Source organism: Photobacterium sp. NCIMB 13483, assembly GCF_003025475.1.
Lineage (GTDB): Bacteria > Pseudomonadota > Gammaproteobacteria > Enterobacterales > Vibrionaceae > Photobacterium > Photobacterium piscicola.
The window spans coordinates 1-26,429 of record NZ_PYLV01000014.1; the positions used below are offsets into that span (position 1 = coordinate 1).

Genomic DNA, 26,429 nt, shown 5'->3' on the forward strand with positions numbered 1-26,429 from the left:
TGGCAGAAAGCTTTGTACTACCAGAAAGGCAGGAAAGAAGTTATCCAAGGGCAGTAAAGAAAAGGCCTAGTCGCTATGCGACTAGGCCTTCAAGGAAGCGTAAATTATCTTAATTCACATGCATTACGCACCGTGCGAGGCTTTTTTGTGACTGTTATTTGTTATTATTTGGGAGGGTTCGCTAGTGGAGGTCGATTGGCAACCGTAACCGGGATCATCATTGGCTTACCGTTACGTAGAATCTTCACTTCAATATGGGTGCCCGGGCGAATATCCGTGACGATATCACGCACACTTTGCACATTAGTGACTTCTTTACCTGCTATCTCAATCACAATATCATTTTTCTTAAACCCTGCTTTTGATGCTGGGCCAGTTGGATCCATGCCATCAACAATAATGCCATTCACTTTCGCTACATCATAAAGTCGCGCCATTAGTGGGTTGATTTCACGTCCTTGAATGCCAATCCAACCTCGAATAACTCGACCATCAGCAATCAGTTTTTGCATGATCTTAATTGTTAACTGGTAGGGAATCGCAAATGAAATACCATAGGTTTCAATGTCGGTAGCTTGCTGAAAAGAAGCGGTGTTAATGCCCACTAACTCGCCGTCAGTGTTAACCAGTGCTCCGCCTGAATTACCTTTATTTATCGCCGCGTCTGTTTGTAAAAAATCTTGTGGTCCATAAAAACTCATGCCAGAACGGCCCGTGGCGGAGATAATACCAAAGGTGGTTGTTTGACCAAGATTATAGGGATTACCAATTGCCAATACCACATCACCAACAGCAGCTTTATAGTGTGAATTAACCGGAATAACGGGCAGGTTATCGGCATTGATTTTTAATACAGCCAGATCCGTTAGTTGGTCTAAGCCAATTAATTGTGCATTCAGTACTCGACCGTCTTGTAGCGCAACAATGATTTGATCTGCATGTGCCACAACATGATAGTTAGTAACGATATAGCCTTTATCACTCATGATGACACCGGAGCCAAGGCCTTGGGTGCGCAATTCTCGTTCTTGGCTATTACTGTTGTCATAGCGACGATTATAAATATTAACTACGGCAGGTGACGCTCGTCGCACAGCATAATTAAAAGAAAGGGGGGTTGAGTTGTTATCGGGTAATGATAAGGACACTGGCGTCGTCGGACGTAAATCAGGGACTGCAATCAGAACAATAATAGCAGTGATAAGGCCGAGAAAAATTGAACGACCAAGAAATGCTAGCATTAACAGTCCTTATAAAATGAGAAATAAAAAGGTGCTAACAGAATAGCACCCCTCTTAGGTGAGACCAACTATTGGCATTGATGCCGTTGTTAAATTCGTCCCACAATCAGACCTTCACGCGTATTGATACGTTAAAATTAACGAATAATAAGATACAGCACATTATTGCCGCGTTGAATTTCAAGTGCGATAACCTTGGGTGGATGCGCCAATGCTTTACGTAATTGACCCAGATTATTAATAGCAAGGCGGTTAAGACCAATAATAATATCACCTTTTAATAACCCTGAACGCGCAGCCAATGAGCCCTTTGTTAATTGTGTAACTTCAACGCCGTGCGCTTTACCATTAACGGTGGTGTTACTAAATTGCGCACCACTTAAGCTTGAGTGAAGATCATCAGCATTAACAAGGTTGTCAGCACTGGCACTTAACGTGACCGTGAATTGTTGTAATTTACCGTTACGCATAGCTTTTAAAGTGAGGGTTTTACCCGCGCCCAATGTCGCTACTTTTGCTCGTAATTCACTGAAGGAACGAATAGGATCGCCATTTACTGCAATAATAATGTCGCCTGCTTTTAAGCCTGCTTTTTGGGCGGCAGAATTTGGCATTACTTGGTTTACAAAGGCACCTTGATTGGTGTCATAGCCAAATGTTTGTGCTAATTCTGCGGTTAGTTCACGTCCTTGTACACCCAAGGTACCACGGCGAACTTGACCAAATTTAATGATTTGCGCTGTAAGGTTATTTACCATATTGGATGGAATGGCAAAACCAATACCGACGTTGCCTTTATCAGGCGCAAGGATCGCTGTATTAATACCGATTAATTCACCATTGAGATTAATCAGTGCGCCGCCAGAGTTACCACTATTAATTGCAGCATCGGTTTGAATAAAGTTTTCTATATTTTCAAGGTTTAAGCCACTACGACCTAAAGCGGACACAATCCCAGAAGTCACTGTTTGTCCAAGACCAAAAGGGTTACCAATCGCAATCGCAAAATCACCCACACGTAATTTGTCGGAATTCGCTAATTTAATTGCGGTTAATTTTTTTGGCGTGTCGATTTGCAGTAAAGCAATATCAGATGATTTATCACTGCCAATCAGTTTTGCGGTAACTTCATGGCCATCATATAGTTGAACCATGATTTTATCAGCGTTATTGATGACATGTTGATTAGTAACAATATAGCCTTTATTAGCATCAATAATAACGCCAGATCCTAGCCCTCGAAAAGGACGTTCTTGAACTTGCTCAGTTGGGAAATCAGGGCCGAAGAAAAAACGATAAGCGTCTGGTACATGTTGCTTTGAAACTTGTTTACCTTCTATGGCGATACTGACAACGGCTGGTGTGACTTGCTCAAGCATGGGCGCAAGACTAGGCACAGATTGATTACTTACCGTGATAGGAAGAGCAGCATTCGCTGTCAGTGGTGCCATAAGCGTACTAACAGTTAACGCTAATGCACTAATAACGAAAAGGTTTTTTTTACGCATGATTTAACTCCGAGTTAACAAGTTAAATTATGACTTGTTAACTGGAATTAAGTTCCCCAAATTATGCTTTTGAAGCGAAGTATTGATCGTATAAGTGACGACTAGCTTGCTTTTGCTGACTGTGCTGATGCCGCCATATCGTTATCTTTAATGGTGGTTGGCTTATCACTAAACAAGCCGGTTGCACCATTGGCGTAGTCACGCGGTTGGTGATCCATTACTTCATCTTCAATGGGGGTGTCGTTTTCCACTGGCTCTAAGGTGGTGATTCGTTGTGCAAATGGATTGTCTTGGGTCGGTAAATTAGGCATCAACTCCGCTGATGTCTTGGCCATGTGCTCATAGAGCTTACCGTAATCTTTAGATACATTGTCGAGTAACTCAGCGCTACGAGCAAAATGGTCGACAAGTTCTTGGCGATATTGCTCTAATTCATATTTTGATTTATCGAGATCTTTTTTTAATGACGAGTGCTGATTTTGGTTTTTGTTTGTTAACCGACTTATAATGGAACCAACAAAGATTCCCGCAATAAAAATAGCAATTGCAATAATCCAACTCATAACCATGATAACTCCTTGTGATTTTAGTGTTAATACGTGTTTTTCAGTCAAGTCGCTGTTTGTTCGAGCGTAATAACGCTACTACTATACCTTGAGCTAGTTGCGCATGATACTGATTCAATCATATATTGTGATGACGTATGCTGTGATTATTCCAGTAATAGATGAAAAGGGATCTCATCAAATGACGACGCTGACACCGCTCACGCAATACCATGCCGATCTGCAACGTATTGATTTTTTTGCAGACCCAGCCCAAGCCAATGCCGTTACGCATCTGGATGATTTATATCATCGGTTGCTGGAACCTGTTGCACCATTACCCATTACGACGCGATGGCAACGATTATCTTCTGCAACCAAAGCATTATTGCTATCGTCAACATTGTTAACACCAAAGACTAAAGCAGATATCGTGCCAGTTAGAGGGCTGTATTTTTGGGGTGGAGTCGGACGTGGAAAAACCTATTTAGTTGATACCTTTTTTGAGTGTTTGCCAACCCAACGAAAAATGCGAATTCATTTTCACCGTTTTATGTATCGGGTTCATCAACAGCTGCAACAACTTGATGGCATTGAGAATCCATTGGATCATGTGGCGGATAATTTTAAACAACAAACCGATATTATTTGTTTTGATGAATTTTTTGTCAGTGATATTACCGATGCGATGATTTTGGCAACGTTACTTGAAGCCTTATTTCAACGCGGCATTACTTTAGTCGCAACGTCGAACATCGCTCCCCATGAGTTATATCGAAATGGTTTGCAACGTGCACGATTTTTACCTGCGATTGCACTTATTGAGCAACATTGTGAGGTGGTTAATGTTGATGCGGGGATTGATTATCGCTTACGGTCATTGGCGCAAGCGGCAATATATTATTCACCGTTAGGGCCGCAAGCTAATCAAAATTTAGCGGATTATTTTGAACAGCTAAGTTTTGAGCCTCGTTATAGTGAGAAAACAATTGTTATTAATCAGCGCTCAATCACGGCTCAACGTGAGGCGAATGGCATCGTGCAATTTAGTTTTTATCAATTATGCCAAACGGCGCGCAGTCAAAATGATTATATTGAAATCGCTCAGCTGTACCACACAGTGTTAGTTGCTGATGTTCGCGTGATGACTGAGCACCAAGATGCCGCTCGGCGCTTTATTGCGATGGTGGATGAGTTTTATGAACGCCATGTCACCTTAATTATCTCCGCGGAAGTGCCTTTAACTGAGCTTTATATTAACGGACGATTACTGTTTGAATTTAAACGCTGTTGTTCGCGGCTAATTGAAATGCAAAGTGAACAATATTTAGCTCGACCTCATTTGGTCGATGAATAAAGGGAAATTCGTTTTTTTAAGATTCGTCATATCTAAAGGGTAATTAACACACTTTAAATTGTGATTTATTGGCCTAATTAGCAATTAATGAGCGTCGATATGAAAAAAAAACAATTTTTTTGGGAAAAAAGGTGATTTTTTCCGCACCCTTCTCTATAATCTTGCGACCCACCGTACCTGTATGGCGAAAGCCAGGAGTGCCACCCACTCGAAGGGGTGATGACTGGGCTCTTAACAGAGGAATCATCATTCGATGGTTCTAGTAAGTGAAACTATTTAAATAATGGGTATTAATTAGCATGAAAACTTTCGTTGCTAAACCAGAAACTGTAAAACGTGACTGGTATGTTGTTGACGCTGAAGGTAAAACTCTAGGTCGTCTATCAACTGAAATCGCTTCTCGTCTACGTGGCAAGCACAAGCCGGAGTACACTCCACACGTTGACACTGGTGACTACATTGTAGTTATCAATGCTGAGAAAGTAGCAGTAACTGGTGCAAAGCGTACAGATAAAATGTACCACCACCACACTGGCTTCATCGGCGGCCTTAAGTCAATCAGCTTTGATAAGCTAATTGCTAAGAAACCAGAAATGGTTATTGAAACTGCTGTTAAAGGCATGCTTCCAAAAGGTCCTCTAGGCCGTGCTATGTTCCGTAAGCTTAAAGTTTACGCAGGTACTGAGCACAACCATGCTGCACAACAGCCTAAAGTACTAGACATCTAATTGGGAATTATGACAATGGCAGAGAATCAATACTACGGCACTGGTCGCCGTAAAAGCTCAGCAGCTCGCGTTTTCATCAAACCGGGTACTGGCAACATCGTAATCAACAAGCGTAGCATCGAAGAGTACTTCAGCCGCCCAACAGCGCGCATGGTAGTTCTTCAGCCTCTTGAGCTTGTAGGTATGACTGAGAATTTTGACCTATACATCACTGTTAAAGGTGGTGGTATCACTGGTCAATCTGGTGCTATCCGTCACGGTATCACTCGTGCTCTTATGGAATACGATGAAACTCTACGTCCTGCTCTACGTGCAGCTGGCTACGTTACTCGCGACGCTCGTTGCGTTGAACGTAAGAAAGTTGGTCTACGTAAAGCACGTCGTCGTCCACAGTTCTCTAAGCGTTAATATTACGCTTCCAGATTTTATATCTGGTTTACTGTGTACAGAAAAGCTCAGCCCTCGGGTTGGGCTTTTTTTTTGATTATTTTCTATGAAAGTATTGTTTCTTATCTTCAATAGAATATTCTCGCACCTCGCACCTCGCACCTCGCACCTCGCACCTCGCACCTCGCACCTCGCACCTCGCACCTCGCACCTCGCACCTCGCACCTCGCACCTCGCACCTCGCACCTCGCACCTCGCACCTCGCACCTGCTGTTTTCCTATAAACACCCATGCATAATAACGAAAAACACCCTATATCCAACATTTGTTGCTAAACAAGGGCTTGAACTTGTGAATATGTTGACCTTTACTTATTCTTTAGATGTTGGCGATAATTTAAAACTGTAGCAAAATTGTTACTGTATTCTTTTTAGTTAGGCCTCAAGTTAAATATCAGGGATATAAAAAAGAACCAATAAAAAATCCAAGCAGGAGCTATTGGAGAAAATGGATGAGCAATGTGCGAATAAATAATGGAAGACGTCGCTTTTTAACGGCGACAACATCGGTTGTTGGCGGTATTGGTGCGGTTGCGATTGCAATCCCATTTATTAAATCATGGAACCCCAGTGAAAAAGCGAAAGCGGCTGGTGCTCCAGTTAAAGTCAACATTAGTAAATTAGTTGATGGACAAATGATTCGTGTTGAATGGCGAGGAAAGCCTGTGTGGATTGTGCGCCGCAGTAAGGCCGTCTTACAACAGTTAACCACCCATGATAATCAACTTCGAGATCCCGATTCAGATGAACCACAGCAACCGAATTATGCCCAAAATGCTTACCGTTCATTAAAGCCTGAAATATTTTTAGCTGTCGGTATCTGTACTCATCTTGGGTGTTCGCCAACGTATTTACCCCATAGCTTTAATGATCAAGTCAGTGGTATTGCCGCTGGCTTTTTTTGTCCGTGTCATGGTTCAACCTTTGATATGGCAGGGCGAGTATTTGCAGGCGTTCCAGCTCCACTTAATTTGGTGGTGCCGCCACATCAATTTTTGAACGATGACACCATTTTGATTGGGCTTGATAAGGAGACGGCATAATGGCGGGCTTAGTTGATTGGATCGATAAACGATTACCTGTAACCAATGCATACCGTAAGCATTTGTCTCAATATCCAATGCCAAAGAACTTTAACTTTTGGTATGTGTTTGGTTCTTTAGCGATGCTAGTACTGGTGAATCAGATTATTACGGGAATTTGGCTAACCATGAATTACGTACCGTCAGCCGATGGTGCATTTGCCTCCATTGAGTACATCATGCGTGACGTTGAGTATGGGTGGCTATTACGCTATATGCATTCGACCGGCGCATCCGCATTTTTTGTGGTGATCTATTTACATATGTTCCGTGGCCTAATTTATGGATCTTATCAAAAACCACGCGAGCTATTATGGTTGTTTGGAATGTTGATCTTTTTAGTGCTAATGGCTGAAGCTTTTATGGGATATTTGCTACCGTGGGGGCAGATGTCTTATTGGGGGGCACAGGTTATCATTTCCTTGTTTGGTGCGATCCCTGTGATCGGCGATGATCTCACCTTATGGATTCGTGGTGATTATGTTATTTCTGGCGCAACCCTTAACCGTTTCTTTGCATTGCATGTTATTGCATTACCGTTAGTGTTGTTATTGCTGGTGGTATTACATGTGCTGGCGTTGCATGAGGTAGGCTCAAATAATCCTGATGGCATTGATACTAAGTTACCGAAAGGTAGCCAAGGCGATGATTATCAGACCCAGTTTACGTTTCATGAAGACTATACTAAAAAATACGACATTATTGATTCGATCCCCTTTCATCCGTATGGGACGGTAAAAGATTTGATTGGCGTCGCTATATTTGCACTGTTCTTTAGTTATGTGATCTTTTTTGCACCTGAAATGGGCGGCTATTTTTTAGAAGCGCCAAATTTTGAAGCGGCTAACCCGATGAAAACGCCTGAGCATATTGCTCCTGTTTGGTACTTCACTCCGTTTTATGCCATTTTACGCGCTGTGCCTGATAAGCTACTTGGGGTTGCAGCGATGGGGGCTGCGATCATCTTTCTGTTCTTGTTACCATGGTTTGATCGTTGTCGAGTGCGCTCGTTCCGTTATCGCAGTAAATGGCATTTGATTAATTTGGCTCAGTTTACGGTGAGTTTTATTGCGTTGGGCATTTTAGGAGCGTTGCCTGTTACTCCATTATTTACAGTATTAGCGCAGATGTTTAGTTTTACCTATTTTATGTTTTTTATTGTGTTGTTTTTCTACAGTAAAAATGAAGCGACTCAACCGCTACCGAAGAGGGTGAACTTCAAATGAAACAATGGATTGTAGCATTACTGCTGTGGCTGCCGACCAGTGCTATTGCTGGTGGTGGAAGCGCCAATTTACAAGCTGCAAATAATGATTTAACCGATCAAGCGTCTTTACAACGTGGTGCGCAATTGTTTATCAATTATTGTGCAGGTTGTCATTCGACTCAATATCAACGTTATGAAAGGGTTGCTACAGATTTAGGGATCCCTTTGGATCTTATGCAGCAAAATTTAATGTTTAACCCGAATGCAAAAATTGGCGATTTAATGACAAATGCAATGTCAAAACAATACGCTGCAGCTTCTTTTGGTGCGCCTACACCTGATTTGACTATGGTGGCAAGGGTGCGAGGAACTGATTGGTTATATACTTATTTACATTCATTTTATGCTGATCCTGAGCGTCCGTTTGGAGTGAATAATAGCCTTTTTCCTAGTGTTGGAATGCCCCATGTATTAGAAGAATTACAAGGGGTACCGCGTAGAATCTATGAAACTCAAATGATCGATGGCAGTCCAACTCAAGTTTTGATGGGCATTGAAACCGATGGCAGTGGCCGCTTAAATTCACAACAATACGATACTGCGGTACGTGATTTGGTGAATTTTTTAGATTATTCCGCTGAGCCAATGAAGTTGGAACGACAGCGATTAGGGCTGTGGGTGATGGGATTTATTGTTATATTCTTAGTATTAACTGTGTTGTTGAAGAAAGAATATTGGCGTGATGTCCACTGATAAGGTAATCTAGTGGGTTAAGAATCTCGCAATGGGGGCTCAAGCCTCCATTGCTTTTTGTGTATTAAATATACTGGAGGGGTTGATGGCTGTTGCTGCCAATAAACGCTCTGTGATGACTCTGTATTCTGATGCTTCAGACATCTACAGCCATCAGGTGCGTATCGTACTAGCTGAAAAAGGCGTTAGTGTTGAAATTGAGCTGGTTGATCCAATGAGCCTGCCGGAAGATCTGTTAGAACTGAACCCATACAGTTCAGTTCCAACATTGGTTGATCGCGAATTAGCGCTATACCAAGCTAACATTATCATGGAGTACTTGGATGAGCGTTTCCCTCACCCACCTCTAATGCCTGTTTATCCTGTTGCCCGTGGTAATAGTCGTTTAATGATGTACCGTGTTGAACGTAACTGGTACTCACTAGCGAATAAGATTAACTCAGGTACTGCTGATGAAGCCGATAAAGCACGTAAGCAATTACGTGAAGAGTTATTAGCGTTAGCACCTGTATTTGCTGAATACCCATTCTTTATGAGTGATGAATTTAGCTTAGTTGATTGCTACCTTGCTCCACTACTATGGCGTTTACCTGAAATGGGTATTGAGCTAAGTGGTACTGGTGCTAAAGAAGTGAAAGCATACATGACGCGCGTATTTGAACGTGATTCATTCCTTGCTTCTTTAACTGAAGCTGAACGTGAAATGCGTTTAGCTGGCCAGTAATTATGGATATCGAAAATATGACGCCGCGCCGCCCTTATTTGTTGCGCGCGTTTTATGATTGGTTGGTTGATAATGACCTAACGCCACATTTAGTCGTTGATGCGACTTTACCTGGGGTTAAGGTGCCAATGGAGTTTGTGAGTGATGGTCAAATCATCCTTAACATCGCTCCAATGGCGGTGGGCAACTTAGAACTGAGCAATGAAGCGGTAAGCTTTAGTGCGCGTTTCAGTGGTCGTCCACACTCAGTTATCGTACCTATGTATGCTGTGTTGGCTATTTATGCGCGTGAAAACGGTGCAGGAACCATGTTCGAGCCAGAAGCAGCATATGATACTGATACAGCTATCTATGATGATGAGCAAGCGTTAGAAGACGAGAGCAGTGATGATGTTGTTGCTCCTTCAGTGTCACCATTTGCAGTCGTTACTGAAGCGGCTGAAGGTGATGAACCTGATGATGAGCCACCACGTCCACGTGGTCGTCCAAGCTTACGTGTTGTCAAATAATATTGGCAATCAGCTACAACAAAAAACGCAGCCAGTGGCTGCGTTTTTTTTCGCTTGATAATCAACAAGGGGATTAGTGCGTTAACGGTTTTTCAAACAGGGTAATAACATGTTCAACCCCTGAGACATTACGCGCAACATTGGTTGCTATTGTGGCTTGTTCTGGAGCGACATAACCTAATAAAAATACCCGTTTATTTTCCGTGATCACCTTGATAACTACATTGGTTAGTTGCTTACTGGCAATCAGTTGCGACTTTACTTTAGTGGTTAGCCAAGCATCTTCACTGATGTTTGCCATTGTTAACAAGGGACGTACTTGGATTTGATCATAAACACGATCAACATCAGGAATATGGCGTACTTGATTGATAAAGGCTTGTTTAAGCGGCTGTGATGTCGCTTGACCAACCACCAATACCGTGCCATTTAAGGCTACGCTATCTATGCTCAATTGCTTGGTGTATTCACGAGTATGAGCAATACCAGCAATATCCATGTCTATTTTTTGATCTTGCCAATGTTGAGTGTTATTTCGCGGATCATTGGTTGAAAAAACCGAACATCCTGATAGCGATAGACTAGATATAACGAGTAACGTCAATAACCACTTCATTGATTAGCCTTCGTTATGTGGAAATAAAACTTGATCAATCAAATCGCATAAACAATGAATCGTTAATAAGTGACCTTCTTGAATCCGCACCGTGCGTTGGGATGGAATACGAATTTCAACATCTTGCACGCCTAATAATCCCGCCATTTCACCGCCATCTTTACCTGTTAAGGCGATGATGTTCATATCTCGTGCGAGTGCCGCTTCCATGGCTTTGATGATATTTTTACTGTTACCACTGGTTGATAGCACTAATAAAATATCTCCCGCTTGGCCTAACGCACGAACTTGTTTTGAAAAAACTTCATCGTGGTGATAATCGTTAGCAATGGCCGTTAAAACGGTAGTATCTGCGGTTAATGCAAGGGCAGGCAGGCTTGGACGTTCAATTTCAAAACGGTTGATTAAGCATGATGCGAGTTGTTGAGCATTGGCTGCAGAGCCACCATTACCACAACTTAAAATCTTATTGCCATTTAATAAGCTTTGAACCATCACTTGAGCGGCTTTTGAAATCGCATCAGGTAAAGCTTCCGCTGCTGCAATTTGGGTTTGAATACTTTCGGTAAAACTTTCTCGAATGCTATCTAGCATGACTAACCTTCAACTAATATATTAGTAAACCACTCAATATGGTGGTGGTGACCTTGGATGGCAATGACATCAAAACGAAATTGACAATGCTCAATTGAGAAGCCATTTTTGTGCATCCAAAAAAAAGCCGCTCGTTTGAGCTTTTGTTGTTTATGCCAATTAACCGCTTCAACTGCAGAACCATAATGAGATTGCGTTCGGTATTTTACTTCAATAAACACCAAACACTTACCTTGTTGCATGATTAAATCAATCTCACCGCTACGACAGCTAAAATTTCGAGCGATAGGGGTCAGATGATGGCGGCACAAATATTGTTCCGCCATTAGTTCATAGGCTTGGCCAATCTGACGCTTACTGGGCAGGCGTATCACCACTGATCAGGTCTATGCTATCTGGCATATCAGAGATAGTGGCTGCTGGCATTTGAGTGGTTGATAGTGGAGTAATGCCTTCACTACTGAATTTACCCCAATCAATTTGTCGTTGCACAACACATTGGTTATTTACCGCCAGTTGTCCTGTTTCACCTTGAATACTGTGATGGTGATTAGCACGCATCTCAGGTAATTGCTTGGCGATTGCGTAAGCATCCATACCAAAGGCATGTAAACGGATACTGGTGTTACCTTGATTTGGCCACAATTGATTAAAGCGTTCCATATAAGCTGAATGTGGATTGATCAGTAATGGAATGTCGCTAATTTCAATACCGCGTAATTCACGGTTAGTGTTATGGCTGTCTGGGTTACTGCGTGAGCTCGCATAGATCTGTGCTGGATCACCCGTTGGCGGCATAGCAGCTTCAATGAACGGTTTTAGCATCATCAATTCATTGCGGCTTGCGACCATATAGATTGCATCAGCATGACTGCCTGCACCACGACCAAAAGCACTTCTTATTTGTTGTGGTATTTGCGCCTGATTACCAAAGCTAACCGTTAACGCTGGTTGACCATCAAGCTGAGCCCATTGTTGGCTAAATGCTTGTGCAACGCGTTGACCATAGCTATTGGAAGGTACTAATACGGTAGGGTTACGGTGACCTTGAGCATAAATACGTTCAGCCGCTTGTTGGGCTTCTTGTTCTGGTGATAGCGCAAAATAACAAGCATTAGGCTTATTATTACTGATTTGTGGTGGCATGTTTAATGCTAGCATGTTGATATGGCTAGTATTATCTTGCTGGAATGCAGTAATAACATTTTTGCGTAATGGCCCTACAACAAACTGAGTACCGTTTTGTTGTAGTTGTGCCATGATAGTAGGTATTGATTGAGCTTCAGTATCATAAATATTGAGCTCATTATTCGTATCACGACTTTTATCATCCATCATAGCATTGATAAAACCATCGCGAACCGCTTTACCTTGTGCGGCAAAACGGCCTGAAAGTGGCAATAACAAAGCAATATTATCCAGCTTAACGGCTTTCATTTCGATTAACGCTTTTAAATCGGCCGGTAAATATTGGTTTGCTGGATGGCTAGGATGACGATATAACCATTGTTCGATGGCTTGTTTCAGTTGCATTGGTGGCAACGTCGCACTGTTTTTCAACATCGCGAGTTCAACCCAACCTTTGAGCACACTGTCGTTATCCGTTAGCTTAACACTGCCTAATTGAGCATTGGTATAACCTGATAGGTCATGCCAAGCTTGCTGCCAGTTAGCGGCTTTTTGTGAGTGATCTAAATAGAAATCAAGTTTTGTACGCTCGCGTGCGGCTTGGAACGGATGATTCAATTGTTCCAATAAGTTAGCGCGTAGCATGTAATAACGTTGATACTGGCTCTTGGTTAGTGACCACGATGGCTGAAAGTTTAAACTGTTCAGTGCCGCTTGTGGTTGCCCTTGGTGCTCACGTACCATTGCACGCGCGAGTTGCCATTCCGCAATTTGAGTTGGGCTCATAGATTGCTGTGATAATTTAGCAATCCATTGATCGGCTTGTTGCCATTTATTTTCGAGGATCATTGCTTTAACGGCCATGATCTCCCAGTTAGTACGCTCTGCGCCATCACTGGTATTGGCTTTACTTAAATAGGCGGCTGAGCTTTGAGCGGCTACCGCAGTGATATCCGTTAATGGCACCTGATTATTGTACAGGTTTGGCGTGCTACACCCTGCTAAAGCAACAGCAAGGGCTACAGGCGCCATCAGTCGTGATACACTTTTACGCTTATGGGTAAAATTGGGCATTGAATTTATTCAACTGTGACAAATTACTCTTGATATTAATTGCAGATGAGATCTTAGACAAATGAGTGAGAGCAATTCAGGCATGGTAGATGTCGCAACTTTGTACATCGTACCAACACCTATCGGTAATCTTGCTGATATAACGCAGCGCGCATTAGACGTATTAGCAAACGTAGATTTAATTGCTGCTGAAGATACACGTCATACATCGCGATTGTTGTCCCATTTCTCTATCTCGACCCGCACCTTTGCGCTTCACGATCATAATGAACAGCAAAAAGCTGACTTTTTGATTGAGAAACTTCAGGCAGGTACTAGCATTGCGCTTGTGTCCGATGCTGGTACGCCGCTGATCAGTGATCCAGGGTATCATCTTGTTAATCGCTGTCGTCATGCGGGTGTTAAAGTTGTGCCATTACCTGGTCCATGTGCTGTAATTACAGCCTTGAGTGGTTCTGGTTTACCTTCTGACCGTTTTAGCTTTGAAGGTTTTCTTCCTCCGAAAAGTAAAGGTCGCCGCGATTGTTTTCAAGCATTAGCTGATGATGCGCGAACATTGATCTTTTATGAATCGCCACATCGTATTAATGATTCCCTAAGTGATATGTTAGCCGTGCTTGGCCCTGATCGCCAAGTAGTATTAGCGCGTGAGTTAACAAAAACTTATGAAACTATCCATGGCGCGCCTCTTGGCGAGTTGATCGATTGGATTGCAGAAGACAGTAATCGTGTTCGTGGTGAGATGGTGGTCTTAGTTGCAGGGCATCGCGCTCAGAAAGACGAATTATCAGTTGAGGTTTTACGTACACTGACCTTGCTTGCAAAAGAGTTGCCTCTTAAAAAAGCAGCAGCTTTGGCGGCTGAAATTCATGGCGGGAAGAAAAATGCATTGTATAAGTGGGGCCTTGAAAATTTAGAATAAGCGGATATTTGCAGGCGGCAGTTTACTTACTGTGTGATATAGCGTGGTTTTTATCTACGAATTAAAAATCAGCCGTTGGTTTTTTGTTCAAGCTGTAATTTTGGTGATTTTTTCACTGGTAACTGTGAGCGTTGTCTTATACAATTCGCCGCGGAGTTGGTCAGGTAATCGCTGCTTCGTTGGTAACCTTCGGGAAATCAATGGAGGGGAGGAAAGTCCGGGCTCCACAGGGCAGGGTGCCAGATAACGTCTGGGGGGCGCAAGCCCACGACAAGTGCAGCAGAGAGCAAACCGCCGATGGCCCATTGCTTGCAATGGTGCACAGGTAAGGGTGAAAGGGTGCGGTAAGAGCGCACCGCGCGGCTAGTAATAGTTTGTGGCAGGGTAAACTCCACCCGGAGCAAGACCAAATAGGTCCCTAATGGCGCGGCCCGCGTTGGGGACGGGTAGGTTGCTTGAGTCTGTGAGCGATTGCAGACCTAGACGAATGATTGCCGCCGCGAAAGCGGAACAAAACCCGGCTTATCGACCGACTCCCTACATTTAGAGAAGGTGGTGTTTGATTACAAGCACCACCTTTTTTTCGTTTTTTTTCCGCCAAAATTACATTTCGCAATCAGGTTTACTCGACCACTGTTAGAAGTGTGTCTGAATTACTGCCAATTGCTTGACATCGTTTTTGTCTCATACGTACACTTTGTGTGGGAATTTGTGGGGAAAAGTGGTGTTGTCTTATTATCTTTGTTGTTATTCTGCTAAAGTGAGTGATTAACGTACTCTTTTTATCGTGTAATTTAACCGAGATCCCCAAATGTTAAGAGGTGCCACTAACATTGTTATTGATGACAAAGGTCGCTGGGCAATGCCGAAGCGTTACCGGGCTGCATTAATTGAACAATGTCAGGGACACTTTGTTTGTACTATCGATCACCAGTTTTGTTGCTTGTTGCTATATCCCATCGATGAATGGGAACGAATTGAAGCTAAATTAGTACGTCTATCTAGCCTTCACCCCGCAGAGCGCCGCTTACAACGATTGTTGCTTGGCCATGCTAGCGAATGTGAACTGGATGCGCAGGGAAGGATATTAATTCCACCGACGTTAAGACAATATGCTCAGTTAGCGAATAAAATAGTGGTCGTTGGCCAGTTAAATAAATTTGAAATCTGGTCTGCGCCTTTATGGCAACAGCAAATTGAACATGATATCGACCTTCAGGCTGAGGATGCGCTGGAATGTTCCCCGCGCCTTAGTGAGCTTTCACTTTAGCTGAAATTATATTTATGTCTGAGCAATTTGAGCACGTTTCCGTTTTACTTAATGAATCAGTAGACGGGTTAGCGATTAAACCCGACGGTATCTATATCGATGGTACTTTCGGTCGCGGCGGTCATAGCCGTTTAATTCTTTCAAAACTAGGTGAGAACGGTCGCCTGTACGGTATTGATCGCGATCCTCAAGCGATTGCAGAAGCGCAAAAAATTGATGATCCACGTTTTGAAATTATCTATGGTCCATTTTCGGGTATGGAAAAATACATGCAAGAACGTGATCTGATTGGTCGTGTTGACGGTGTATTACTTGATTTAGGTGTTTCGTCACCGCAACTTGATGATGCTGAACGTGGTTTTAGCTTCATGCGTGACGGCCCACTGGATATGCGTATGGATCCAACATCAGGTATGTCTGCGGCTGAATGGCTAGCAGAAGCGGATGCTGATGATATTGCATGGGTATTAAAAGAGTTTGGTGAAGAACGTTTCGCTAAACGTATTGCCCGCGGTATTGTTGATTATCGTGAAAACCCAGATAAAGAGCCGTTAACACGTACGCGTGAATTAGCGAGTCTGATTGCTGAAGTATCACCATTTAGAGACAAACATAAGCATCCTGCAACCCGCAGTTTCCAAGCGATTCGAATTTACATTAACAGTGAATTAGAAGAAATTGACACCGCTTTACATGGTGCAATGCATACTCTTGCATCGGGTGGTCGTTTATCCGTGATCAGTTTCCATTCATTGGAAGATCGCATGGTAAAACGCTTTATTCGTAAGCAAAGCAAAGGTCCAGATGTTCCTGCTGGCTTACCATTAACCGAAGATCAAATTAAAGCACTGGGTTGTGCGGATATGAAACCTATCGGTAAAGCGATTAAACCATCACAAAATGAACTTGGTTATAACACGCGCGCTCGTAGTTCAGTGCTACGTTTGGCCGAGCGTCTATGAAAACAACAGAATCTTCAATGAATCTGGCTAGCCTGATCGGACGAGACCTCGTCACGGTCGGGTTGGTACCGCTGATTCTAGCCTTCACTATCCTCATTTCTGCCTTGTCTGTTGTCTACATTACTCATGAGTCACGTCAATTAATTGCGCAGCAAGAAAAGCTATTAATGCAACGTGAAACCTATGATGTTGAATGGCGAAATCAAATACTTGAAGAAAACTCACTTGCAGAACACAGTCGCATTGAACGATTAGCTGAAACTGAGCTCAAAATGCAACGTCCATCTGTCGATAATGAAATTGTTATACATTAAAAGATGAAATTATTTAACCGTTCAAATAAAAAGACGCAGGTTAGTCCTAAGAGTACGCCATTTCTAAAATGGCGCTTTATCGTCGTCTGTGGCTTTATTCTATTAGGTTTCTTTGGCTTAATTGCACGTGCTGCTTACATTCAGGTATTAGAACCTGGCCGTCTGATTCAAGAGGGTGATGCGCGTTCATTACGAGTACAATTAATGCCTTCTGCACGTGGTATTATTTCAGATCGTAACGGTGAGCAACTTGCCGTTAGTGTGCCCGTACAAGCCGTCTTTGCCAATCCCGTCGAAATATTCAAACATGGTGGTTTAAGTGAAACCAACCGTTGGAACGCGCTGGCCGATGTACTCGACCTTGACCGCGCAAAATTATTACGCCGCTTAGAAAAAAATAAGACCCGTCGTTTTATCTATCTTGCTCGTCAAGTTAGCCCGCCGATGGCAAATTACGTTAAAAAACTGAAATTGCCGGGTATTGGTCTAAAAGCAGAATCACGTCGTTTTTACCCATCAGGTGAAGTGAGTGCACAATTAATTGGTTTTACAGGTATTGATGGTCATGGACTTGATGGTATCGAAAAAACCTATGATGGTTGGCTAACGGGTGAACCGGGTCGCCGTACTGTGCGTAAAGATCGCTATGGCCGTGTTGTCGAAAATATCTCCCAACAAAGTCGTCAACCGGGTAAACCGCTTGAGCTAAGTATTGATCAGCGTATTCAAGCGATCGCTTACCGTGCTGCAAAAGAAGGGGTAATGGATATTCCAGCCACTTCAGTCAGTATTGCGATTTCAGATGTGCGTACTGGTGAGATTCTAGCGATGGTCAATGCGCCGTCATTTAACCCTAATGATCGCAATGATCGTCAGCCGTATAAAATGCGTAACCGCGTGATCACTGATACTTTTGAGCCCGGCTCAACGGTGAAGCCATTTGTGGTATATACCGCCCTTAAAAATGGGGTTGTGAACGAACATACGCTAATTAAGATTCCGCAAAGTAAGCATTTCCGTGTTGGCAGCAAGGTGATCACTGACGTATCACGCATTGAACCACTAGCGACCGTCCAGCGTATTTTACAAAAATCGAGTAATATCGGTGTGAGTAAACTCTCGCTAGCGATGCCTGTCGAAGATATTCTTGATACGTACCGTAAAGTTGGTTTTGATGAGCCGTCAGGGATTAACTTGATTGGTGAAACAACGGGCCACTTCCCGAATCGTTATCGTTGGTCTGACATTGGTCGTGCCACTTTAGCGTATGGTTATGGTATTTCATTAACACCAATTCAATTACTGCATGCTTACACCACGCTCGGTGCTTATGGTATTAAACGCCCGTTATCGATTCTAAAAACAGAAAAAGTGGTGCCGGGAGAGCAAGTGCTTGATCCTAAAATCGCTAAGAAAATTCTGTTAATGATTGAATCTGTGACTGATAAAGCGGGTGGTGGTGGTGGTTGGCGAGCGGCCATTCCTGGTTACCGTGTTGGTGTTAAAACCGGTACTGCGAAAAAAGCGATTGCTGGTGGCTATGGTAATGATTACTTCTCTTATACCGTTGGCGTGGCACCTATTAGTCATCCACGGTTAGCGATTGTAGTGATGGTTAATGAACCTAAAGGCGATAAATTCTATGGCGGTGCAGTTGCTGCGCCAATTTTATCAAAAGTACTTGGTGGTGCATTACAAATTCTAAACGTGCCGCCAGATGCGGATACGCTAAAAATAGATAAATGAGTGTGAGTCATGGCATTGGTTAAACAGGAAGTACAATTAGGCGCGGTATTAGCGCCTTGGCTAACAGCCAATAAGGTGCCAGCTGAATATTTACAGTTGGCATTAACCGCAATGACATTAGATAGCCGCCAAGTTACCACTGGGTGCTTATTTGCTGCGGTTAATGGTCATACCGTTGATGGACGTCGCTTTATAGATAACGCGATTGCCGCTGGTGCTAGCGCGATTATTGCAGAAGCGGATGATGTTGCCACTGACGGTGAGATCCTATTTAACAATGGGATCATTATTATCTATTTGCACAATCTTGGTCATAAGTTATCAGCCATTGCTGGGCGCTTTTATGCTGAACCGAATAACAAGCTTAAGTTGTATGCAGTAACCGGCACTAACGGTAAAACCACCATTAGCCAATTATTAGCACAATGGGCTGACTTAGTTGGTTATCGCGCTGGTGTGATGGGTACGACAGGCAATGGTTTGTTAACGGATCTACGCCCAGCAGCCAATACTACGGGTAGTGCGATTGAAATTCAGCAGACATTAGCTGAATTGGTCGCACAAGGCGCTAATTTTGCAGCGATGGAAGTGTCGTCACATGGCTTAGTGCAAGGTCGAGTTAGTGCATTACATTTTGTGGCGAGTATCTTTACCAATCTTAGTCGAGATCATCTTGATTATCATGGTGATATGGCACATTACGCGGCGGCGAAAAAAAGTTTATTTACCGAACATGACAGTGGTGTTGCGGTTATCAATGCTGACGATGTAGTCGGTCAACAATGGCTTGCAGATTTACCTCAAGCGGTTGCAGTCGCGATGAATGCTGAAGCTGTGGCATTCCATGGTGGATCAAAGTTATGGGCAACTGCAGTCGATTTTAGCACCCAAGGTGTCACCATTAGCTTTGAGTCTAGCTGGGGTAACGGCACATTTACTGCGCCATTAGTCGGCTCATTTAATGCGACCAATTTATTATTAGCATTGGCGACATTGTTAGTTAGTGGCCATTCATTGCCTGAGTTATTAGCCGTAGCCCCGCGTTTACAAGCGGTTATTGGGCGAATGGAAGTGTTTCAATCACAGCTTGGCGATAAAGCGATGATGGTGGTTGATTATGCCCATACGCCAGACGCACTAGAAAAAGCCCTGCAAGCTTTACGGGTGCATTGTGAAGGCAAACTGTGGTGTTTATTTGGCTGTGGTGGTGATCGTGATACCGGTAAGCGCCCAATGATGGCCGCGATTGCAGAACAATATGCCGATCATATTATTCTTGTTGATGATAATCCTCGTAGTGAAGATCCACAGCAAATCATGTTGGATATGCAAGCCGGATTAACTGCTGCGGCGACGGCAACAGTGATTCATGATCGGGCTCAAGCATGTGCTTATGCAATTCAACAGGCAGCACCAAATGATATTATTTTAGTGGCTGGAAAAGGCCATGAAGATTACCAAATTTTAGCTGATCGTACGATCCACTATTCAGACCGCGAAACTGTGGCCGCATTATTTAGAGAACAGGCATGATAAAGGTTCAACTAAGTCATTTACAGTCAGTACTCAATGCTGAACTTATTGGCGCGGATGCTGAGATTGCAGCAGTATCAACAGATACTCGTACCATTGATAATAATACCCTTTTTATTGCCTTAATTGGCGAGCGTTTTGATGCTCATGATTTTTGTCAAAATGCCGTTGATAATGGGGCGAAAGCATTATTGGTCAGTAAACCGTTAGCTGTCGATATTCCACAATTGGTTGTTGCTGATACCCATCAAGCACTTGGCCAATTAGGGGCATGGCTTAAAGCTAAAATGACCGCTGAACACGGTTTAAAAACACTGGCGCTAACGGGCAGTTGTGGCAAAACCACCGTTAAAGAAATGGCGGCGGCAATTTTAGCCACTAAAGGACAAGTGCTGGCTACCGCTGGTAATTTTAATAATGATATTGGCGTGCCGTTAACATTATTACGTTTAACTGCTGCGGATAATTATGCCGTGATTGAGCTTGGTGCTAATCATTTAGGTGAAATTGCTTATACCACCGCTTTAGTTAAACCTGACGTGGCATTGATCAATAACCTTGCGGCAGCGCATCTTGAAGGGTTTGGCTCATTAGAAGGTGTTGCTAAAGCGAAAGGTGAGATTTTTGAAGGATTGACGGCACAAGGGCAGGCGGTTATTAACCTTGATTCTAATCAGCTCACAATGTGGCAACCATCATTAGCAAACCACAGTGTAAGTAACTTCTCGGTGACACAAGCCAATGCTGATTATTTTGCCGCGAATATAAATATTAACTCTCAGGGGTTGGCTTGTTTTACAATGCAAACCCCAATGGGCGCGATTGATATTAGTTTAACGTTAGCGGGCACTCACAATGTTAGCAATGCACTGGCAGCCGCCGCATTGACCATGGCATTAGGTGCGACGCTTGCTGATGTAAAGCAAGGATTAGAGCGCGTTGTTAATGTTAAAGGTCGCTTAGCTATCACCACGCTGCCGTCTGGGTTACGGTTAATTGATGATACTTATAATGCCAGTGTTGCTTCTGTGAAAGCGGCGATTGATGTGCTGCACAGTTTCAGCGGTAAGCGTTACTTTATTTTGGGTGATATGGCCGAACTTGGTGAAGAAAGCGAAAGCTTACACCGTGAAGTGGGTGAATATGCACGTGATAAACAGTTTGATGGCGTGATGACTTTTGGTCGTGCCAGTGCTGTGGTCAGTGAACTGAATAACGGTCAGCACTTTAGTGATAAAGCCGCATTGATCGACGAACTTAAACAACAATTACACCAACAAATTAGCCAATCCCATACTCCTCAAGTGACTGTGCTTGCCAAAGGCGCGCGTAGCTCTCGAATGGAAGATGTTATTATTGCATTGCAGGAAGATAAATAATGATTTACTGGTTAGCTGACCACTTTCAGTCCTCAATCCCCTTTTTCCGTCTGTTTGAATACCTGACGTTCCGCGCCATCATGAGTATTTTAACGGCGTTATTATTTTCGTTATGGTTAGGTCCACGCATGATCGCACGTTTGCAGATGCTGCAAATCGGTCAGATTGTACGTAATGATGGCCCTGAATCGCATTTTAGTAAACGCGGTACGCCAACCATGGGCGGACTGATGATTTTAGCTGCAATTACGTTAACCGTATTATTGTGGTGTGATCTTAGTAACCCTTACGTATGGGCTGTATTGGCTGTGATGTTGGGTTATGGCGCAATTGGTTTTGTTGATGATTACCGCAAAGTTGTGCGTAAAAATACTGATGGCTTAATTGCGCGTTGGAAATATTTTTGGCAATCAGCCATCGCACTTGTGGTGGCTTTTGTGCTTTATGCTTACGGTAAAGATACCGCTGCAACCCAATTAGTGGTGCCTTTCTTTAAAGATGTGATGCCACAATTGGGTCTGTCTTACATTGTTCTGACGTATTTTGTCATTGTTGGTACCAGTAACGCGGTTAACTTAACCGATGGTCTTGATGGCTTAGCTATTATGCCAACCGTGATGGTTGCGGCGGGCTTTGCCTTTATTGCATGGGCAACCGGTAACTACAACTACGCAGAATACTTACATATTCCTTATTTAAGTAATGCGGGTGAGTTAGTTATTCTTTGTACTGCTATTGTTGGTGCTGGTTTAGGTTTCTTATGGTTTAACACTTACCCAGCTCAAGTGTTTATGGGCGATGTAGGCTCATTAGCATTAGGCGGCGCATTAGGTACTATTGCGGTGTTAGTTCGCCAAGAGTTTCTATTGGTGATCATGGGCGGTGTGTTCGTGATGGAAACAGTATCGGTTATTTTACAAGTTGGTTCGTTTAAGCTACGCGGACAACGTATTTTCCGTATGGCACCGATTCACCACCACTACGAATTAAAAGGTTGGCCAGAACCACGGGTTATTGTCCGTTTCTGGATCATTACACTGATGCTGGTATTGATTGCGTTAGCTACATTGAAGGTGCGTTAACATGAATGGCTTGGTAGGTATTAACAAGGTTGTTGTGATTGGACTTGGTATGACAGGTCTATCGGTGGTGAATCATTTAGTACGATTACCACAATTGCTGGATATTAAAGTAATTGATACCCGTGATAATCCGCCAGGCCAAGAACAATTACCTGCGGGTGTCGATGTGTGCGCGGGTCAATGGAACCTACAATGGCTACTTGATGCTGATTTAATCGTTGCCAGCCCAGGGATTGCATTAGCAACACCAGAGTTATTGTTAGCCGCGCAATCAAATATTGAGATTGTGGGTGATATTGAGTTATTTGCGCGTGCGGTGAATAAACCCGTGGTTGCGATCACCGGCTCTAACGGTAAAAGTACCGTTACCAGTTTAGTCGGTGAAATGGCTAAAGAAGCCGGTATTAATGTCGGTGTTGGTGGCAATATTGGTTTTGCGGCTTTAGATATGTTGGCTCAAAATCACGATCTTTACGTGCTTGAGTTATCCAGTTTTCAGTTAGAAACTACGTCATCCTTGGTTGTTGATGCTGCGGTATATCTCAACTTGTCGGAAGATCATATGGATCGTTATCCAGGTGGTTTAGCTGATTATAGCAATGCCAAAATGCGTATTTTTGATCATGCTAAATTGGCGGTGTATAACCGTGACGATCTTGCTACCAAGCCTGATTTTAACGGCAATATGACCAGCTTTGGTTTTGATAATGCTGATTATGGTTTGATGGTGGTTGATGGCGCGGAATGGTTAGCGATTGCGGGTGAGCCATTAATGGCTGTCAGCGAAATTGCGTTAGTTGGCCGTCATAATGTGGCGAACTGTTTAGCAGCATTAGCATTAGCCGATGCGGTCGGTATTGATCGCACTGCCGCTTGCCAAACAATGCGCCGTTATACTGGATTAGCTCATCGATGTCAGTTGGCAGTGAATTGCCACGGTGTTAAATGGGTTAATGATTCAAAGGCAACCAACCTTGCTAGTACCGTTGCAGCATTAACGGGCTTGCAATTGGCAGGTAAACTGCATTTATTAATGGGTGGTGACGGTAAAGGCGCTGATTTCAGTGAACTTAAACCGATTCTGGCTGACTTAAATGTACAACTTTATTGTTTTGGTCGTGATGGACATTTATTCAGTGATTTAGTTGAAAACGCAATAAATGTCGACACCATGAGTGAGGCAATGGATCGCGCAGCAGCTACCGTACAAGCTGGCGATATGGTTTTATTATCACCGGCGTGTGCCAGTTGGGATCAATTTGCCAACTTTATGGCACGCGGTGATGCTTTCGTTGAACAAGCCATTCGGCTACAAGATTCAATCTCAGGAAAAATGTAATGTTTAAAATGGCCCGTAACGGATTATCGGTAGTTTGCGGTTGGTTTTTAAAACCCGCTAAACCGATTCTGTATGACCGCCAATTGGTGTGGATAGCAATAGCCCTGATGATGACAGGGTTAGTAATGGTAACGTCAGCATCCATACCTGTCGCTACTCGTCTTACGGGTGTTCCTTTCTTTTTCGCACTTCGTCATGGCTTCTTTTTAGTCTGTTCGATAGTGATCGCTGCGTTTGTTATGCGGATCCCATTAGCTAAATGGGAAAAGTACAGTGTGCCAATGCTATTGATTTCAATCTTTTTATTGATTGTAGTATTGGCTATCGGCCACTCGGTTAATGGTGCTGCTCGTTGGATACCATTAGGGGTGTTTAACTTGCAACCGGCGGAAGTTGCCAAACTGTCATTATTTGTGTTTCTTGCGGGCTATTTAGTTCGTCAATATAACCAAGTCCGTGGCAGTTTTATCGGTTTTGCTAAGCCATTAATCGTACTGGGTATTATGGGCTTTCTGTTGCTACAACAGCCTGACTTAGGTTCGTTCGTGGTCATGTTTGTCGGTACCATCGGGATGCTATTTATTGCGGGTGCGCGGTTATGGCAATTCTTAGTCATGCTCGCAACTGCCTTAGTTGGCATTGCGATGTTGATAGCCTTTGAACCTTACCGTATGCGACGGGTAACCTCGTTTTTAAATCCATGGCAAGATCCTTATGGTAGTGGTTATCAGCTAACCCAATCATTAATGGCATTTGGTCGTGGAGAATGGTTTGGGCAAGGACTGGGTAACTCGATTCAAAAACTGGCTTACTTACCAGAAGCACATACTGACTTTGTATTTGCTGTTTTAGCCGAAGAATTAGGCTTAGCTGGAGTAATCGTTGTTTTAACATTATTGTTTGCATTAGTGTTTAAAGCGATTGCTATTGGACGTAAATGTCTAGAAAGCGGGCTTTTATTTGGTGGTTATTTGGCGTTTGGCTTTGGTATTTGGTTTGCGTTTCAAACCTTGGTTAACGTTGGTGCCGCTGCGGGTATCGTACCGACCAAAGGCTTAACCTTGCCCCTGATCAGTTATGGTGGTTCAAGTCTCTTTATCATGGCTGCTGCGGTGGCGATTTTGATTCGAATTGATTTTGAACAGCGGGTCGCTGCTAAATTTGCATCAGAGCAACCTGCAGAGGTTGATGATGAAGCACTCGATAATATGGAAGTAGCAGTTGAACAAGTCTCTTTAGATTCTCAAGTGCTTGCAACTGCTGATAATTCACAACTAGAACAAGATAAAAAGCATTCTAATGACAAAGAATAAACGTTTATTGGTGATGGCGGGTGGTACTGGCGGTCACGTCTTTCCTGGGCTAGCAGTTGCACGTCGATTGCAGCAACAAGGATGGGAAATTCGCTGGTTGGGTACCGCCGATCGTATGGAAGCGGATTTAGTGCCTAAACACGGTATTGATATCGATTTTATTAAAGTAAAAGGATTACGTGGTAGCGGTATTGTATCGTTATTAGGTGCGCCATTTAAAATTATTAAAGCGATTATTCAAGCGCGTAAATATATCAAAGCATGGCAACCGGATGTAGTGCTTGGTATGGGGGGGTATGTCAGTGGACCTGGTGGTGTTGCTGCATGGTCACTGGGTATTCCGGTGGTATTGCATGAGCAAAATGCCGTAGCTGGGCTAACCAATCAGTGGTTGGCTAAAATTGCCAGCAAAGTGCTGCAAGCTTTTCCCGGTGCTTTCAAAGATAAGCAAGTGGTCGGTAATCCGGTTCGTGAAGATGTGACATTATTGCCTGCACCTAAACAACGCTTTGCTGAACGCACTGGGCCAATTCGTGTATTGGTGATGGGCGGCAGTCAAGGGGCGCGTATTTTAAACCAGACCATGCCAGAAGTAGCAGGGATTCTAGGGGATAACGTCACCATTTGGCATCAAGCGGGTAAAGGCAGTCAGCAATCGACACAAGAAGCTTATGTGAAGCATTGTCAAACACCCCATAAAGTGACTGAGTTTATTGACGATGTTGCCGCTGCTTATGGCTGGGCTGATTTGGTTGTTTGCCGCTCTGGTGCATTAACGGTATCAGAATTATCGGCAGCGGGTGTTGGCGCTATTTTTATTCCGTTTATGCACAAAGATCGCCAACAAGCTTTAAATGCCGAACATTTAGTCGCATGTGGTGCCGCTAAAATGATTGAACAACCGCAATTGACGGTTGATGGCTTAGCCCAACAAATTAATTTATTAAATCGTATTGCGCTTGAGCACATGGCTTGTGCGGCGCGTAATGCTGCTATCATTGACGCAGACCAACGTGTTGCCGATGTGATTAAATCACTAGCAAAGAATTAAACAGGA

At 43.4% G+C, this 26,429-nt stretch carries 26 protein-coding genes and 1 other RNA gene; 20 read left to right on the top strand and 7 right to left on the bottom strand.

Annotation, left to right across the window (positions count from 1 at the left end):
• Nucleotides 1–164 precede the first annotated feature (164 nt).
• From degS to zapG, 3 genes are all read right to left on the bottom strand, one after another.
• On the bottom strand, nucleotides 165–1,241 hold the full coding sequence (gene degS / locus C9I86_RS12015) for an outer membrane-stress sensor serine endopeptidase DegS (protein ID WP_080158334.1): 1,077 nt from the start codon (nucleotides 1,239–1,241) through the stop codon (nucleotides 165–167).
• Nucleotides 1,242–1,378: 137 nt separating this feature from the next.
• A complete protein-coding gene (locus tag C9I86_RS12020) occupies nucleotides 1,379–2,749 on the bottom strand; it encodes a Do family serine endopeptidase (protein ID WP_080158333.1) in 1,371 nt (456 codons plus the stop codon).
• 101 nt (nucleotides 2,750–2,850) lie between these two features.
• Nucleotides 2,851–3,312, bottom strand: coding sequence for a Z-ring associated protein ZapG (gene zapG, locus C9I86_RS12025; protein WP_080158401.1), 462 nt, complete (start codon nucleotides 3,310–3,312; stop codon nucleotides 2,851–2,853).
• A gap of 193 nt (nucleotides 3,313–3,505) precedes the next feature.
• Between zapG and zapE the strand changes: the two genes are divergently transcribed.
• From zapE to sspB, 8 genes are all read left to right on the top strand, one after another.
• Nucleotides 3,506–4,651 carry a cell division protein ZapE gene (gene zapE, locus C9I86_RS12030; RefSeq protein WP_107276499.1) on the top strand — a complete coding sequence of 382 codons (1,146 nt, stop codon included), beginning with the start codon at nucleotides 3,506–3,508 and terminating at the stop codon, nucleotides 4,649–4,651.
• Between the two features lie 299 nt (nucleotides 4,652–4,950).
• Nucleotides 4,951–5,379 (top strand): 50S ribosomal protein L13, encoded by a 429-nt coding sequence (gene rplM, locus C9I86_RS12035; RefSeq protein WP_060998308.1) that lies wholly within the window; start codon nucleotides 4,951–4,953, stop codon nucleotides 5,377–5,379.
• 15 nt (nucleotides 5,380–5,394) lie between these two features.
• Entirely contained in the window at nucleotides 5,395–5,787 is a 393-nt protein-coding gene (gene rpsI, locus C9I86_RS12040; protein ID WP_036793177.1) for a 30S ribosomal protein S9, read from the top strand.
• 490 nt (nucleotides 5,788–6,277) lie between these two features.
• A complete protein-coding gene (petA, locus tag C9I86_RS12050; RefSeq protein WP_107276451.1) occupies nucleotides 6,278–6,868 on the top strand; it encodes a ubiquinol-cytochrome c reductase iron-sulfur subunit in 591 nt (196 codons plus the stop codon).
• Nucleotides 6,868–8,133 carry a cytochrome bc complex cytochrome b subunit gene (locus tag C9I86_RS12055; protein WP_080158330.1) on the top strand — a complete coding sequence of 422 codons (1,266 nt, stop codon included), beginning with the start codon at nucleotides 6,868–6,870 and terminating at the stop codon, nucleotides 8,131–8,133. Before petA ends, C9I86_RS12055 begins: the two co-directional genes overlap by 1 nt.
• Nucleotides 8,130–8,867: a cytochrome c1 gene (locus C9I86_RS12060; RefSeq protein ID WP_107276452.1), complete on the top strand. Its 738-nt coding sequence runs from the start codon at nucleotides 8,130–8,132 to the stop codon at nucleotides 8,865–8,867. Before C9I86_RS12055 ends, C9I86_RS12060 begins: the two co-directional genes overlap by 4 nt.
• A gap of 85 nt (nucleotides 8,868–8,952) precedes the next feature.
• Complete coding sequence (gene sspA / locus C9I86_RS12065; RefSeq protein ID WP_080158328.1) at nucleotides 8,953–9,591, top strand: stringent starvation protein SspA; 639 nt, start codon at nucleotides 8,953–8,955, stop codon at nucleotides 9,589–9,591.
• A gap of 2 nt (nucleotides 9,592–9,593) precedes the next feature.
• Nucleotides 9,594–10,100, top strand: a complete 507-nt coding sequence (gene sspB / locus C9I86_RS12070) for a ClpXP protease specificity-enhancing factor (protein ID WP_080158327.1) — start codon at nucleotides 9,594–9,596, stop codon at nucleotides 10,098–10,100.
• A gap of 73 nt (nucleotides 10,101–10,173) precedes the next feature.
• Here the strand turns inward: sspB and C9I86_RS12075 are convergent, their stop codons facing one another.
• The 4 genes from C9I86_RS12075 to C9I86_RS12090 are packed head-to-tail and all read right to left on the bottom strand — an operon-like array spanning nucleotide 10,174 to nucleotide 13,512.
• Complete coding sequence (locus C9I86_RS12075) at nucleotides 10,174–10,716, bottom strand: BON domain-containing protein (protein ID WP_080158326.1); 543 nt, start codon at nucleotides 10,714–10,716, stop codon at nucleotides 10,174–10,176.
• A 3-nt stretch (nucleotides 10,717–10,719) separates the two neighbouring features.
• The gene (locus C9I86_RS12080) at nucleotides 10,720–11,310 is read right to left on the bottom strand and encodes a phosphoheptose isomerase (RefSeq protein WP_080158325.1); all 591 of its coding nucleotides are present in this window, start codon (nucleotides 11,308–11,310) and stop codon (nucleotides 10,720–10,722) included.
• Nucleotides 11,311–11,312: 2 nt separating this feature from the next.
• Nucleotides 11,313–11,687 (bottom strand): YraN family protein, encoded by a 375-nt coding sequence (locus tag C9I86_RS12085; protein ID WP_107276453.1) that lies wholly within the window; start codon nucleotides 11,685–11,687, stop codon nucleotides 11,313–11,315.
• A complete protein-coding gene (locus C9I86_RS12090; protein ID WP_107276454.1) occupies nucleotides 11,665–13,512 on the bottom strand; it encodes a penicillin-binding protein activator in 1,848 nt (615 codons plus the stop codon). The genes C9I86_RS12085 and C9I86_RS12090 overlap by 23 nt, the downstream gene beginning before the upstream one ends.
• A 61-nt stretch (nucleotides 13,513–13,573) precedes the next feature.
• Between C9I86_RS12090 and rsmI the strand changes: the two genes are divergently transcribed.
• From rsmI to murG, 12 genes are all read left to right on the top strand, one after another.
• Complete coding sequence (gene rsmI / locus C9I86_RS12095; protein WP_080158323.1) at nucleotides 13,574–14,434, top strand: 16S rRNA (cytidine(1402)-2'-O)-methyltransferase; 861 nt, start codon at nucleotides 13,574–13,576, stop codon at nucleotides 14,432–14,434.
• Between the two features lie 152 nt (nucleotides 14,435–14,586).
• Nucleotides 14,587–14,975, top strand: an RNA gene (gene rnpB / locus C9I86_RS12100) — RNase P RNA component class A.
• Between the two features lie 270 nt (nucleotides 14,976–15,245).
• Nucleotides 15,246–15,704: a division/cell wall cluster transcriptional repressor MraZ gene (mraZ, locus tag C9I86_RS12105; RefSeq protein ID WP_107276455.1), complete on the top strand. Its 459-nt coding sequence runs from the start codon at nucleotides 15,246–15,248 to the stop codon at nucleotides 15,702–15,704.
• A gap of 14 nt (nucleotides 15,705–15,718) precedes the next feature.
• Nucleotides 15,719–16,666, top strand: a complete 948-nt coding sequence (gene rsmH / locus C9I86_RS12110) for a 16S rRNA (cytosine(1402)-N(4))-methyltransferase RsmH (protein ID WP_107276456.1) — start codon at nucleotides 15,719–15,721, stop codon at nucleotides 16,664–16,666.
• Nucleotides 16,663–16,980, top strand: coding sequence for a cell division protein FtsL (gene ftsL / locus C9I86_RS12115; protein ID WP_080158320.1), 318 nt, complete (start codon nucleotides 16,663–16,665; stop codon nucleotides 16,978–16,980). Before rsmH ends, ftsL begins: the two co-directional genes overlap by 4 nt.
• Nucleotides 16,981–16,983: 3 nt before the next feature.
• A complete protein-coding gene (locus C9I86_RS12120) occupies nucleotides 16,984–18,726 on the top strand; it encodes a penicillin-binding transpeptidase domain-containing protein (protein WP_080158319.1) in 1,743 nt (580 codons plus the stop codon).
• 9 nt (nucleotides 18,727–18,735) lie between these two features.
• Nucleotides 18,736–20,259 carry a UDP-N-acetylmuramoyl-L-alanyl-D-glutamate--2,6-diaminopimelate ligase gene (murE, locus tag C9I86_RS12125; RefSeq protein WP_107276457.1) on the top strand — a complete coding sequence of 508 codons (1,524 nt, stop codon included), beginning with the start codon at nucleotides 18,736–18,738 and terminating at the stop codon, nucleotides 20,257–20,259.
• Entirely contained in the window at nucleotides 20,256–21,638 is a 1,383-nt protein-coding gene (gene murF / locus C9I86_RS12130) for a UDP-N-acetylmuramoyl-tripeptide--D-alanyl-D-alanine ligase (RefSeq protein WP_107276458.1), read from the top strand. Before murE ends, murF begins: the two co-directional genes overlap by 4 nt.
• Complete coding sequence (gene mraY, locus C9I86_RS12135) at nucleotides 21,638–22,720, top strand: phospho-N-acetylmuramoyl-pentapeptide-transferase (RefSeq protein WP_080158316.1); 1,083 nt, start codon at nucleotides 21,638–21,640, stop codon at nucleotides 22,718–22,720. Before murF ends, mraY begins: the two co-directional genes overlap by 1 nt.
• A gap of 1 nt (nucleotide 22,721) precedes the next feature.
• Complete coding sequence (gene murD, locus C9I86_RS12140) at nucleotides 22,722–24,059, top strand: UDP-N-acetylmuramoyl-L-alanine--D-glutamate ligase (RefSeq protein WP_107276459.1); 1,338 nt, start codon at nucleotides 22,722–22,724, stop codon at nucleotides 24,057–24,059.
• Nucleotides 24,059–25,372: a cell division protein FtsW gene (gene ftsW, locus C9I86_RS12145; protein ID WP_107276460.1), complete on the top strand. Its 1,314-nt coding sequence runs from the start codon at nucleotides 24,059–24,061 to the stop codon at nucleotides 25,370–25,372. The genes murD and ftsW overlap by 1 nt, the downstream gene beginning before the upstream one ends.
• The gene (gene murG / locus C9I86_RS12150) at nucleotides 25,359–26,423 is read left to right on the top strand and encodes an undecaprenyldiphospho-muramoylpentapeptide beta-N-acetylglucosaminyltransferase (RefSeq protein ID WP_080158313.1); all 1,065 of its coding nucleotides are present in this window, start codon (nucleotides 25,359–25,361) and stop codon (nucleotides 26,421–26,423) included. Before ftsW ends, murG begins: the two co-directional genes overlap by 14 nt.
• Nucleotides 26,424–26,429 lie beyond the last annotated feature (6 nt).